This is a genomic window from Parabacteroides sp. KHUB-03 (assembly GCF_056640975.1).
In genome coordinates this window covers 1095333-1108505 of sequence record NZ_CM153257.1, presented here as the reverse complement: position 1 = coordinate 1108505, position 13173 = coordinate 1095333, and the positions used below count along the sequence as shown (strand labels likewise).

Sequence of the window (13173 nt, the reverse complement as noted above, 5' to 3'; positions counted from 1 at the left end):
ATTACTTTAGTTTCAGTTTGTTTTTGTCTTTATAAGATGCCATATCGGAGACAACCACCTCATCTCCTTCCTGCAAACCACTTACCACTTCCACATATTCAAAGTTGCTGTCGCCTAGTTGTACTTTACGCTTCAACAACCGGTCTCCATGTACAACGAAAAGCTCATATTCGCCCTTACCAACATAATACGAAGCATTGGCAATGCGCATCACATCTTCCTTTACGGCATTCATCACATATACGTCGGTCTTTAAACCTGAACGCAGGCGTTTATGATTATCTTGCAGCAACTGCACGGTGAAGGAGATAACGCCATTCTTCGACAAAGGAGTAACATCGCTTACGGTGCCTTCCAGCTTTTCATTCCCAATCTTGACAACGGCTTTGCTTCCGGCCGCAATGCGGTCGCCATAGGTATCGGCTATCTCGCCCTCTATCTTGAAATGAGACAGATCGGAAACAATCGCCACTTTTGTACCTTGCCCCACTTGTGCGCCAACTTCGTTGTTTACATAAGTCAGGATCGCTTTGCGGGGCGAACGGATTCGGGCATCTTCCAAAGTCCGTTTCGTTTCGGCCAGGCCTTTACGGAATATATTAAGTTCCAGTTCTTTTACTTTCAGGTCGGCTTCGGCAAGTGCTTTCTCGTTCTCGTATTTCTGTTCGTCTTCTTTCAACTGAAGCTGGCTGACGTTATAGTCGAGTTCTGCCTGGCGAACTTTATCGGTCGTACCGGCTCCCAGGCTGTCAAGATAACGCTCGTTACGAAGCTCCACTTCTTTGCGGTTTAACGTCATACGCGACACTTTAAGCTTCATATCCATTTCGGAGAGTTTATTGCGATTGGTAACTTTGAGTTGTTCCAGTTGAAGACGTTTCATCTGCTCTTCATCCAGTAATTTATTATAGTCGGTCTCTGCACTCTGTAAATCCAACTTAAGGATAGGCGTACCTACATCTACAGAATCTCCCCCCTTTTTATATATCTCTACAATACGGGAATTAATCGGCGAGTTTATTATTTCCTCAAAAGCGGGAACCACCTTGCCGGAAGCACTTACCGAGACTTCAATCATACCTTTATCCACTTTGGATAAATTTATATCTTTCCGGTTCAGGCTAGTCTGCATATAAGCAATGACACTCCCAACAGCCACGCAAACAATCAGCACAATCCCGCCAACCTTGATAAACTGCTTACGTTGTTCCTTCTTTTGTACTTCTTTTGAAATCTCCCTGTCCATATTTAGTATTGTTTTTATTCTCTGCCGTCACAAAGGCAAACTTTGTGCCAAAAGCGTAACCAGCTGATAGTGTGATACCAGTAGAACTGCTAAGTGTTCAATATCGAACAGTGTGTTCGCTTTTGTGCAAAACTTTTCGCATCGTACACTTGTTTAGGAAAGAAACTAAACGGAACGTTTACACTCCGCTTTTCATTAATCGCTAAAACTATCAGATATATGAACACAAAATTTGCTCTTTTATCCGTCTTTGCAGGGTTAACCCTATTCTTCGCCAGTTGCAGTAAAGATAACGACGACAATCATGAAGGTATTATTCCGGTAGAAGACGTAGCCAAAGCATTCAGTCTAAAATACCCGAATGCTAAAGATATTACATTTGAAATAGAAGGAAATTATTATGTAGCCGATTTTATGAACGGTACGGTTTCTACCTCTGCCTGGTTTACCGATCAAGGTAAATGGATGATGGAGAAAATTGATATTTTGTACAATCAGCTTCCGGCCCCTGTAACTGCAGCTCTAAAGGCTGGTGCATACTCTGATTGGAAAGTAGACGAGACTGATCTTATCAATCGAACCGGTATGGGAACTGTTTACAAAATTGAAGTGGAAAAAGGAAGCATAGAAACCGACTTGTATTATTCCCAATACGGTAACCTGATTAAAACCGTTGACGATGCTTCAAATAACAGCGATGCTCCTATCGTAATACCGGATGCCGTAACAGAGTTGATGAATCTTACATTCGCCGGAGCCGAACTTCTGGATATCCAACCGAATTCTGAGGGCTATGAGCTGAATATGCTGGATAACAAAGTCTACAAAATTGCCCAGGTGAATAAAGATTACAGATGGCAGAATACAATGTGGCAAATTGCTCCATCCGAAGTTCCGTCCATTATTGCAGAAGCATTTGAGAAATCGGTGTATGCTAACGATGAAGTGAAAGCAATCTTTACATTAATCAATGTTGACGGTTCATTCCAACTCTTCGAAGTCGTACATGGAGGGCAGAATACCTTCGTTACTTTTGATGTATTTGGCAATATTGTCAAGTCTTAAACTATCTGGTAATACAACCGCCTGAAAAAAGCTGCGCAGTTGCCGACCCAAACCTACAAGGCTTCCTGTTTGAAGCTGCGCAACTTTTTTAATTCAGGTGCCTATATAAACTTAATTACATGCTTATGTAAATTACAACAGATGCCTACCGGAATTACTTCCGGTAGGCATCCTGCTTTATGTAATTGCAAACTATTTACTAATCAATTCGATCTTGGCCCCTTTTACGCCGGGTGCCGAAGCTTCAAAGAAGATAATACCCGGTTGTTCCGAGGTCTGGACAATAGCAGTTAATTGCCCGCTAAACAATTTCATATGGGGAGCCTGAAACGATTCCAGGCTGGCACTATTACCATTAGCTGCCGCATGGTAAGAACCGGCGCCGCGCACTTCAAATTTAATCTGGCGTGTATCATTCGGGCACAAATTGCCGTCTTTATCCACTACCCTCACATTTATGAATGAAAGGTCTTTACCATCGGCCGTAAGTTGTTTGCGGTCGGCCGTAAGTTCAATATGGTGAGGTTTACCTGCAGTATGCACTTCCTCTTCGGCAACAGCATTACCATCTTTATCGTAAGCAACCACCTTTAGCGTTCCCGGTTCATATTTGGTATCCATCCACATCAGGCGGTAACGCTTCTGACGTTCAAAAGCCGCCTTTGCAGCATCAGTATAACTGCTGTCGATACCTATTGACAAATCTTTCGTACGCTTGCCCTGGCTTTTTCCGTTGATAAAGAGTTCTGCAGACGGATAGTTGGTATAAACAAACACCGGAGTAGTTTCTCCTTCGCGTCCCGGCCAGGTCCAATGAGGCAAAATATGCAATGTACGCTCTGCTTTATTCCAATGGCTGCGATACAGATAATAACGATCCTTCGGAATACCGGCCAGATCAATGATACCAAACAACGAACTATGGCTTGGCCAGTTGGTATAATAAGGGGTCGGTTCTCCCAGGTAATCGAAACCAGTCCATACAAACTCGCCTATGCAATAAGGTAAATCTTCATGCTGGATAAAGTCGTCTTCCGGCAAATTAGACCAACTGCAATGCTCTACATCATACGAAGAACTTTGGTTGTCATCATACACAGCCATCGCCTTACGCTCTACCGGAAACTTATAAACGCCACGTGAACTTACTGTGGAAGCCGTTTCACTGCCAAGTATAATGCCTTGCGGAAGTTTCTTATAATTCACTTTATAAAGCTGTGGACGATAGTTAAATCCAGCCACATCCATAACAGCGGCAAAATTATTGTTTACTACCGCATCCGGAGCATCCATTCCCTGAGTTACAGGACGAGTCGGATCTTCACGATGACAAATATCCTGCAAACGTTTGGCTATCTTGCAATCTCCTTCATTCCACTGATTAGGCACTTCATTACCGATACACCACATAACGACACTCGGATTATTACGGAAGTTATGGATCAGATTCACCAAATCTTTCTCCACCCATTCGTCAAAGAGAAGGTTATAACCGTTCTTACATTTGGCTACATTCCATTCGTCAAAGCTCTCGGCCATCAACATCATGCCCATTTCATCACAAGCCTTTACCAATTCCGGTGCAGGCATATTATGGGAAGTACGGATGGCATTGCAACCCATATCTTTCAGGATACGTATCTGACGGCGGATAGCCGCATCGTTCACAGCTGCACCCAAAGGCCCGAGGTCATGATGATTACAAACACCTTTGAATACTGTTTTCTCTCCATTCAGGAAGAAACCTTTTTCAGGAATAATCTCAATGGAACGGATTCCGAAAGGCGTTGAATAAATATCTTTTAATGCAGTACTTTCATACAGACGGGCTTCGGCCACATATAAAGCAGGCATATCGGGAGACCAAAGAGCAGGCGTCCTGACTATGAATTCCTGATTAACGGAACCATTATTATATGGCAGTTGCGACAGTGAAGTGGTTGTCTCGGTCAACTTCTGTTTATTTGGATTCCATATACTTGTTACCAAGCTGTACTTTGAAAGATCAGCGCCTTCCGGTAATTCTACCTTTGTTTGCACATTGATCTTGGCAAACTGTTTATTTACCTCAGGAGTAGTTACATACGTACCCCACACCGGGATATGAGCATCTTCTGTTACAATCACATGCACATTTCTGTACAATCCGGCACCCGGATACCAACGGGAAGATTCCGGTAAATTTTCCAAACGGACAGCCAAGGTATTCTTTTCACCCGGTTTCAGATACTTGGTTATATCAAAATGGAAAGAATTATAACCATATGGCCAGTAACCGACCTTTTCACCATTAATATATACATTAGCCTGGCTCATCGCTCCGTCGAAAAGGATAAAAGCCCGCTTTCCGGGAGCAAACTGTGGTACGTCAAACTGCGTACGATACCACCCTACGCCAACAAAGGGCAAACCACCGGTACGTCCGGCATGTTCCATAGCCTCCTTTTGTCCGTCTTGGGCAATAGCAACATCCTGCTTATCGTTCTGCGCACTAAAAGGGCCGTAAATAGCCCAATCGTGAGGGACAGTGACAGACTGCCACTTAGAATCGTTGAAGGATGGATTAACAAATTCGGGATTGTCTTCTCGCGTAAATTTCCAGTTCTTTTCCAAAAGAAATTCATTGCGCACTTGTGCCGGCAGAGTTGTCAACATACCGCATAGCCCCAATAAGACTAAACAGATCTTTTTCATTCTCATTTTTGTGTTTATGTAGTTCATAGCGCAACAAAAATAATTAAATTTGCACGCAATACAAACTAAATCTTCATTTTAAAGAACATGCTGATACAACTTGCCTTCGTCTTAATTGCAATTATAATAGGTGCCCGTCTCGGTGGTATAGGATTAGGCGTATTAGGAGGCGTAGGCCTTGCTATTCTGACCTTTGGTTTCGGACTGGAACCAACTTCACCGCCAATTGATGTAATGCTGATGATTGTTGCCGTTATTGCTGCCGCCAGTTGTATGCAAGCAGCCGGAGGACTTGATCTGATGGTTAAGTGGGCGGAGAAGCTACTTCGTAAAAATCCGCAACAGATCACAATCCTCAGCCCTATCGTTACGTATGTATTTACTTTCATTGCAGGAACGGGGCACGTGGCTTATTCGGTACTACCCGTGATTGCAGAGGTTGCAACAGAAACAAAAATCCGGCCGGAGCGCCCGTTAGGCATAGCGGTAATTGCTTCCCAGCAAGCCATTACTGCCAGTCCTATCTCGGCGGCTACCGTAGCATTACTTAGCATGCTCACAGCACAAGGTTTTAATATTTCCTTATTTAATATACTGATGATTTCGGTTCCTTGTACGCTGGCCGGTGTTTTTGCCGGAGCTTTTTATTCGCTTCGAGTAGGCAAAGAGTTAGTAAACGATCCGGAGTATCAGAAACGTTTAGCCGATGGCGAATTCAATACTAAACATTACGAATTGACAGACGTAAAAAATCAGCGTTCCGCTATTATATCCGTTGTTTTATTCATCCTGGCAACAATAGGAATCATTCTGTTTGGTTCTATAGAAAGCCTCCGCCCAGTATTCACAACCGATGGAATCGCCAGGCCGCTTTCCATGGCTTATATTATAGAGATACTAATGCTATCGGCTGCAGCTTTGATTTTATTAATTACCCGAACGGACGGAATAAAAGCAGTACAAGGCTCTGTCTTCTCCGCCGGTATGCAGGCAGTAGTAGCAATCTTCGGTATTGCCTGGATGGGTGATACTTTCATTGCAGGAAATATGACCGAGTTGAAAGCATCCATCGAAAGTACGGTAACAGCTATGCCATGGTTATTCGGACTGGCACTATTCCTGATGTCAATCTTATTATTCAGCCAGGCTGCCACCGTTCGGGCTTTGCTGCCGTTAGGTATTGCCCTCGGCATTTCTCCTTATATGCTGATAGCTCTTTTTCCGGCAGTCAATGGTTACTTCTTTATCCCGAACTACCCGACTGTTGTTGCCGCCATCAACTTTGACCGTACCGGCACAACGCATATAGGCAAGTATATCCTGAACCATTCATTCATGATGCCGGGGTTAATCGCCACCGGCGTATCGGTAGCATTAGGGTTATTGCTGATACAATTATTTTAGATTTTCACCGGTTTGATTTAACCATAAGTAACGATTTAGTGACCGTTGGTATTTCAGTATTTTGCGATGCAATACTACCAAATAACTGCAAATTTATTGGTTGCGGATTATTTAGGCTTACCACTATTTAACATGACAAAGATTCGGCAGCCCAATAACAATCTCATAATTAGACAACGAAGGACATAGCCACTGATAAATACAATCTTCACAAGGCGCGTGTTCGCGGATACTGAACCATGCTCCATTATCTACAAACTCCTTGTACACAAGCGAATACGGCGAATTATCAATCGTGCCCAAAGGAGGTACATTTACATTGTCATATACATTACCATCAGGCATGATTGTTAACTTTCCAAATTTTCCGGTATTGAGCGATTGTCGCATAAAAATCTCATTTTTCGACAGTTCAATATTTTCCAGCTCATCTCTATCCATATATACATTTTCTTCAAAAAAACGCAAGTTTTGTTTGTTATACAAAGGAATCATATGTATTTTTTGACCTGTTGAAAATGCTTCAAACAAAGTAGAAAACTGCATGTAATCATTGTCTGAAAAAACAAAAGCAGTGATTGAAAAAGGCAAAGATATACCTTGTAATAATGTGACGTCAAAGATAGTGTCAACCAAAATATTAAAACGAATATGCTCAGGCCAGTCTATTTCTTTTATTCTCTGCATAACATCCAACAAATCCTGTATCATTACATGAATGACACACTGAATCGAAAAATCAGAAATATTGGCAAGCAACATATTAAAATCAGGAAATGCAAATATATTCCCAACCAAATTGATATTGCACAAAAAAATATTCCTGCTATTGCTGATAAATGACAGCATTTTTGAGCCGTCCAGCGTTTGACAGTCTTTGACAGGGAAGATTTGTTGCTTGTAATACGCATTATTTCCATGCACACTTCCATTAATATAAAATGTAAGTTCATGCAGATTCTGAAGAACCGCACCTCCTTTCCCATTATTGTGTTGTAATATGTAATGTTTTTTTTTATCCTGAATTTTCAGTACAGGTTTCAGTGATACAGGTCTATTTTCAAAAGTAATATTGTGAGACAAATAACCAGCTTCAATACTGATTAACGATTCAATCCATTGATTGAACTCTTTGTCATTGGTATCTTCATCTGTCAACTCAACCGAATACAGATTATCTATTTGCAGTAATAGCTGACATTTTTTTTTAATGCGATCCGACAAAGTAAACAGAAACTGTTTTTTATTTTTGGTATTGTATACTAAACCAACTTTGCCTTTCAACCACAAAAATGAATCTCCATATAATGTAAACCAGTGTTTTTCCATTGCATTATAAAGTAAAATTAATTTCATTTAAGACTTTCTCATGAAAATGAGGATGTTCGCGCAGATAATCAAATATTTGTTCTTTGTCCTTTTCAAATTCTTCTTGTGTGCAGCAACATTGGCAATGTGGAGATTTATTCCTTATATCGTCAATTTGATACACACATTGAGGACATAATTTAGCAGTTGCGCATCGGATGCACAGACTTTCGCATTTTGACAAAAGATAATTATGCCGTTCTGCCACAAGAGTATAGTCCAATTCTACACCATCTGCATGAATGTAGCCTAATTCAAAGTCATGATCAATTCGTTCACATGTTAATATTGCCCCTGTAGCAGTAACAAACAACCTTTTTGCAAAGGGTGTACAAGTCCCGGTATAAATATCTTCATAATCAGGCTTTGAAAACAACAAGTGATTATAATCAAAAAAAACATTCTCACTCAAATGATATAAAAACTTTGACAGTCTATAACCTTTTGGCATTTCAAAAAAATATTCAGATTCCAAAGCTTTACAATTCGGCGATTTATAGAGACTTTGGCTTTTGCTTTGATACATTTGTTGAAATTCCTGTTTTTTTTCTTCACAAACTCCAGATGTGCTTAATGCGCTAATTTTTGAATCTTTATCAAAAGACGATCTAAAAAAATGATAGACAGGTTCTATATCATTGCGGTTGTGCAATACTGATAAAAAGTGGACTGATTTATTAAAGTATTCAGGATGTTTTTGTTGAAGTAACTTTACATTACGAAAAACATGATTGAATGAATTATTCCCTGCATGATCCGTTCGGTAACTTTGGGCATTTTCGTCGCCATCAAGACTGATAGCCAAAATAAAATTTTTCTCTGCCAAAAAATCCATATATTTATCCAATAACATCCCATTTGTTGTCATGGTATAATGAAACACCCTTCCTATAACTTTTGATTGCTCTACATAATCAATGATTCTTTTTATCAAAGGCATATTCATCAAAGGCTCGCCACCATAAAAACTAACAGCTACATCTATGATTGTATCCGTCACAGTATTGTTTCGCCATAAATTCACAAGATAATCAATCATTAATTTCGCTTTTTCAAAAGGTAAATCTCTGTTTTTCCTCACATCGTGTGCCTGATATAAATCAGAAAGTCCGCAATACCTGCAATTCAGATTACACTTTTCCGTTACTTCAAAAACAAATTGTTTAAGATTTATTAAATTGTTTCGGACTATATTTTCATCTATTTGGCCAATCTTTTTCATTTTACAGAAATTATTATTTGAAATTCACTATCGTTAATACCGGACTATTTTCTACATAAAGTGATTCAAGAATATCCGAAACGTAAATTACTGATACTCCATTGCCCATAGGACTGTACATTAGAGGCATTGATTAGTGATTATTAGTACCTCCCTACATACTTATTATTATGACCTACTGTAGAAGTATACTCACTAAATCCTCCGTCTGTAGAATCCATAACATCGATATCACCCGAACAGAGACACCCTCCACAACCACAAAAACATCCACTACTCGCTCCGCTTAAAGCATTCATCTGCTTCTCATCCAACTCTGATTTGCTGAGTTGGGTTAATTTTAATTTAGTAATCTTTTTCATTATCTTCACTATTTGAAGTTAGTAATATAAATATGTAATAAATTTATATTAATGATTTTATTCTCTTATTGGTATTTTTATACTTTCTTTCAAATCCTCCTTCACAATCGGTACTTTTGTACCTTTTTACAATATCTCATCACATCAACTCGAAATTATTTTGTACTTTCATTTTTCACAAAGCAGGTAAAAAATGAAAAAAACAATCATTATTTCAGTAATGTTCCTGTTTATATTGACAGGATGCGGAAGAAACAGACAAGTGAACAATGAAAGAGATGGTTTAATAACGGTTGATATTACGAAACGTTATCCTAAGAAAGAATTGATCCTTCAAGATATTGCAGAAATAGAATATATTCCGCTGGAAACAACAGACGATGTTTTATTAGGTGATATGCCTCTTCTTTTTCATGTTTCCAACAAATATATACTTGTGCAAGATTTTTTACAAAACAGCATATTTATTTTCGACCGAAACGGAAAAATAATAACTCACTTCAATCAACAAGGGCAAGGAGATAAGGAATATATAAGATTGAATGGAGTGACATTTGATGAAAAGAATGAAGAAATATTTGTGAATGATGCGAGTAGTCAACGATTTTTGGTTTATTCGATAAGTGGCGAATACAAACGAACGTTGAAATATCCCAAAGATTTGTCCATATCAATTGTGCACGATTTTGATGATGAAACATTGCTTGTATACGATAGATACAGATGGTATCTTGACGTCCATAGTGAAAAACCCTATATGCTTCTTTCAAAAAAAGATGGTAGCATTGTTGCCGAATTAAATATCAGTTTGCCTATAAGATATTCAAACAGAACAGCTCTGGAAATAGATCTGGGAGGAGGACAAGAAAAAATGTTTCAGTCTTTATCAATTCCTGTTCCCAATAGCATGCATTATGGACAGGATTTTGTGATTACGGATATATCTTCGGATACAATCTATCGGCTTTCCAAAGACAGAGAATTAACCCCCATGCTTGTTCGTAGGCCTTCAGTTCATTTATCTGAACCCAGGAACGTATGGTCAACTCAATTGACAACTGATAAATTTATAATTTTATCGAAAGTGACATTAGACTTTATTGCTTTAGAAAAAGGTCAATCTATTCCCACCATTACTTTGATCCATGAATTTGGAACCGGAGAAACACACGAAATTTCATTTGTGGACATTAATAATGTAATGAGAGAGTGGGTTCCATCCAGCAACATAATTGCTCCTGCCACACCTAAAAATACGGATGCTGATTTGATTCAGGTACGAAGTTTAAAAAAAGCGTATGATGCACATAAAATGCAGGATGAGTTGAAAGAATTGGTGGCCACGCTTGATATAGAAGATAATCCAATCGTACGGATTGTGAAATTCAAATAAAACAATATACTATTTCGACAGGGAAAACACAATTTGTTTTATTGGTATTCTTCATCTCGATTATACGGACGTTGGATGAAGAAGACAATCCGTTGATGATATTGAAAAACACACGAGATAAAGTAGTTAGCATTATATCAAAAAGTGATTTTCAACATAAGTAATACATTGCAGCATATTTTTGACACCTAATTTTTCAAATAATATCACTTTTTGATTTCGGATGGTTTTGTCGGACAGGCAAAGGAAATCCGCTATCTCTCGAACCGATTTGCCTTGCTTTGTCCATTGTATAATTTTCTTTTCCTGTGGTGTGAGCATAATTTGTGTATCAAGTATCCATTTATAATCCTCTAATGAGTACTTATATCGTTTTCCGTTTTTATAATAAGCGTAAAGATTTCCGGAGGTTTCGAGTATTGAATCGGATACAGTACAAACAGCAAATTGTGCGCCATCACTTACAATCAGTGGCACAACTTTATGACTAACCATCAAGTATTTCCTCCCACCATATATTCTAAAATTGAATACCATGCAAATTAAATTTTCAAGTGCAGTATCTGGAAATGAAAAATAATGAGAAATAACTTGAAATACTTTATTAATCATTGGTAAATCGTCCTGATGAACTACTTCATCGTAAAAATTGAATCTTAACCGCAATACTTCTGCCGATGTGCGGCCACACCAAAAAAGCCCTCTCTCGGAAACAAATCGAAAACATTTCGATTGGAAATCAACTACATATATACTGTCTTTAATCGTTTTTGATAATGATTTCAACAATTCAATATGATGGTCCAATAAATTTTTTGCTTCGATGCCAATATTTATTGTTTCGTCAAACGCAGATGTCACATGCTCTTCATTTTTCATATAAGTATCTATTTATTTGTTCTTTAGTCAATCATTTCTCATTGCATATTGGCATAAAAAAGCACAGATAAAACTCTTTTTATCAGCTTATTTTAAGGTTCTCGACTACCTGTCTGTCAAATAAAAATAAATAATGCCCATGCTGAAACGTGGGTATTTTCGCTTTTCTCTCTTAACGGTCAAGTTGTTCTGCTAACCATACTTGTGTAAAACCATTCTGTCACAAAACATCTATAATACTACTCATTTTCATCGAATTACAATTTTAATTACCTCCAAATACAGGTAGAATCTCGTAAAGATAGGCAAAATCCGGAAGAATACAGTAAATAATTGGTAATTAGAAATGTTCGGCGTTGTTTCGTTATGTTCTTCTCAGGATACTCTTCTCCATACCCTCCAGCTTGTGCGAGAGGATTACCATATCCCGACTTATCTTCTGGTTGGTTATCCGGGCATATATTTGCGTGGTCTTTATATTCATATGTCCGAGAATACGGCTCACTGTTTCGATGGGTACGCCATGCGATAACAGGATAGTCGTTGCTGCGGAATACCTCGCAAGGTGGTAGGTCCATCTTACAACTGAACTGTTTGATTTCACCATCTACGGTCAGACGGCACATTAAAGGTACGTTCCCATCGGGTTTTTCGCTACCTTTCTTTAGATACATTAGAATACGAAATGTACTGCGCATAACTCAATCTTTTTTGGTTACAAAATTAGTTTCCATTGAGTTATCTGTCGATACGCAAACTTGTGCAAATTACTGAATAAGATGCGATTACCAAACTATTTGCAATCTACTCTCGGTAATGACTTAGTAATCAAACTCTGTCCTTGCTTGGCTTTATGATGGCTTTTTATTGTGCCACCCGTAGCTAAAAACAGAGCGTAACGAACACCGATTCAGCTGATTCGCTACGCTCTACTCTTGATTGCAATCTGCGAAGTTATTTATTTTAAAGAAATGCTTAAACAAAAGATGGCGGCTTTCTTATACAAGAAAACCGCCTCCGATCATTAAAACAATTAGATCACAATAATCTCCACTTTACTTCATCGGGATCATTTTCTTAAAACATCAGGATGATTTGTAAAAATGATCCCGATGTTATAATAATTTATCCTCTATCAGTTTCTTTAATTCCTGTTTACCCATAACACCCAAAAGCTGCTCCTTAGGTTTACCTACAGGACAGAGCAAAAGAGTAGGTATGGTTCTGATATTAAAAGCAGCTTCCAACTCTGCTTCCTGATCTACATCTACTTTATAAATATAAATCTTACCGTCAAACTCCTGTGCCATCTCGTCCAACAATGGATTCAGACGTTTACAATAGCCGCACCATGGGGCATGAAAATCTACCAAACACGGTTTATCACCAATATATTCCCAATCTTTCGGGTCCGCTTCAAAGTTCCCGACTCTGGCTATGAAATCATCTTTTGTCAAGTTTGTTACTTCCATGATTCTTTTCTTTTATTGTATATATAACAAAGGTAATAAGAAATATGTTATGGTAAGACTGATATAAT

At 38.7% G+C, this 13173-nt stretch carries 10 protein-coding genes and 1 pseudogene; 3 read left to right on the top strand and 8 right to left on the bottom strand.

Annotated features, from left to right (window positions below; translation table 11 throughout):
* Nucleotide 1 precedes the first annotated feature (1 nt).
* Complete coding sequence (locus ACYIB7_RS04805) at nt 2-1246, bottom strand: efflux RND transporter periplasmic adaptor subunit (protein WP_103983004.1); 1245 nt, start codon at nt 1244-1246, stop codon at nt 2-4.
* A 219-nt stretch (nt 1247-1465) separates the two neighbouring features.
* Between ACYIB7_RS04805 and ACYIB7_RS04800 the strand changes: the two genes are divergently transcribed.
* The gene (locus ACYIB7_RS04800; RefSeq protein ID WP_103983005.1) at nt 1466-2311 is read left to right on the top strand and encodes a PepSY-like domain-containing protein; all 846 of its coding nucleotides are present in this window, start codon (nt 1466-1468) and stop codon (nt 2309-2311) included.
* Between the two features lie 192 nt (nt 2312-2503).
* Here the strand turns inward: ACYIB7_RS04800 and galB are convergent, their stop codons facing one another.
* Nucleotides 2504-5011 carry a beta-galactosidase GalB gene (gene galB, locus ACYIB7_RS04795; protein ID WP_480338262.1) on the bottom strand — a complete coding sequence of 836 codons (2508 nt, stop codon included), beginning with the start codon at nt 5009-5011 and terminating at the stop codon, nt 2504-2506.
* A gap of 81 nt (nt 5012-5092) precedes the next feature.
* On the opposite strand from galB, the gene ACYIB7_RS04790 reads away from it, so the two are divergent.
* Nucleotides 5093-6409, top strand: coding sequence for an anaerobic C4-dicarboxylate transporter family protein (locus tag ACYIB7_RS04790; RefSeq protein ID WP_103983007.1), 1317 nt, complete (start codon nt 5093-5095; stop codon nt 6407-6409).
* A 123-nt stretch (nt 6410-6532) separates the two neighbouring features.
* Here the strand turns inward: ACYIB7_RS04790 and ACYIB7_RS04785 are convergent, their stop codons facing one another.
* From ACYIB7_RS04785 to ACYIB7_RS04775, 3 genes are all read right to left on the bottom strand, one after another.
* Nucleotides 6533-7765, bottom strand: coding sequence for a TIGR04150 pseudo-rSAM protein (locus ACYIB7_RS04785; RefSeq protein ID WP_480338261.1), 1233 nt, complete (start codon nt 7763-7765; stop codon nt 6533-6535).
* A complete protein-coding gene (locus ACYIB7_RS04780) occupies nt 7743-8999 on the bottom strand; it encodes a radical SAM peptide maturase (RefSeq protein ID WP_480338260.1) in 1257 nt (418 codons plus the stop codon). The genes ACYIB7_RS04785 and ACYIB7_RS04780 overlap by 23 nt, the downstream gene beginning before the upstream one ends.
* Nucleotides 9000-9142: 143 nt before the next feature.
* The gene (locus ACYIB7_RS04775; protein WP_480338259.1) at nt 9143-9361 is read right to left on the bottom strand and encodes a TIGR04149 family rSAM-modified RiPP; all 219 of its coding nucleotides are present in this window, start codon (nt 9359-9361) and stop codon (nt 9143-9145) included.
* A 193-nt stretch (nt 9362-9554) separates the two neighbouring features.
* Between ACYIB7_RS04775 and ACYIB7_RS04770 the strand changes: the two genes are divergently transcribed.
* Nucleotides 9555-10754: a 6-bladed beta-propeller gene (locus tag ACYIB7_RS04770; protein WP_480338258.1), complete on the top strand. Its 1200-nt coding sequence runs from the start codon at nt 9555-9557 to the stop codon at nt 10752-10754.
* A 132-nt stretch (nt 10755-10886) separates the two neighbouring features.
* On the opposite strand, the gene ACYIB7_RS04765 is transcribed toward ACYIB7_RS04770, so the two are convergent.
* From ACYIB7_RS04765 to ACYIB7_RS04755, 3 genes and pseudogenes are all read right to left on the bottom strand, one after another.
* Complete coding sequence (locus ACYIB7_RS04765; protein ID WP_480338257.1) at nt 10887-11633, bottom strand: response regulator transcription factor; 747 nt, start codon at nt 11631-11633, stop codon at nt 10887-10889.
* A 364-nt stretch (nt 11634-11997) separates the two neighbouring features.
* Nucleotides 11998-12216, bottom strand: a pseudogene (locus ACYIB7_RS04760) (tyrosine-type recombinase/integrase); the annotation flags it as partial.
* 532 nt (nt 12217-12748) lie between these two features.
* Nucleotides 12749-13105 carry a thioredoxin family protein gene (locus tag ACYIB7_RS04755; protein ID WP_103983008.1) on the bottom strand — a complete coding sequence of 119 codons (357 nt, stop codon included), beginning with the start codon at nt 13103-13105 and terminating at the stop codon, nt 12749-12751.
* Nucleotides 13106-13173 lie beyond the last annotated feature (68 nt).

Excerpts from the sequence above, each read along its gene's own strand:
- ACYIB7_RS04805 (WP_103983004.1), bottom strand. The coding sequence starts at position 1,246 with ATGGACAGGGAGATTTCAAAAGAAGTACAAAAGAAGGAACAACGTAAG.
- ACYIB7_RS04800 (WP_103983005.1), top strand. The coding sequence starts at position 1,466 with ATGAACACAAAATTTGCTCTTTTATCCGTCTTTGCAGGGTTAACCCTA.
- galB (WP_480338262.1), bottom strand. The coding sequence starts at position 5,011 with ATGAGAATGAAAAAGATCTGTTTAGTCTTATTGGGGCTATGCGGTATG.
- ACYIB7_RS04790 (WP_103983007.1), top strand. The coding sequence starts at position 5,093 with ATGCTGATACAACTTGCCTTCGTCTTAATTGCAATTATAATAGGTGCC.
- ACYIB7_RS04785 (WP_480338261.1), bottom strand. The coding sequence starts at position 7,765 with ATGAAATTAATTTTACTTTATAATGCAATGGAAAAACACTGGTTTACA.
- ACYIB7_RS04780 (WP_480338260.1), bottom strand. The coding sequence starts at position 8,999 with ATGAAAAAGATTGGCCAAATAGATGAAAATATAGTCCGAAACAATTTA.
- ACYIB7_RS04775 (WP_480338259.1), bottom strand. The coding sequence starts at position 9,361 with ATGAAAAAGATTACTAAATTAAAATTAACCCAACTCAGCAAATCAGAG.
- ACYIB7_RS04770 (WP_480338258.1), top strand. The coding sequence starts at position 9,555 with ATGAAAAAAACAATCATTATTTCAGTAATGTTCCTGTTTATATTGACA.
- ACYIB7_RS04765 (WP_480338257.1), bottom strand. The coding sequence starts at position 11,633 with ATGAAAAATGAAGAGCATGTGACATCTGCGTTTGACGAAACAATAAAT.
- ACYIB7_RS04755 (WP_103983008.1), bottom strand. The coding sequence starts at position 13,105 with ATGGAAGTAACAAACTTGACAAAAGATGATTTCATAGCCAGAGTCGGG.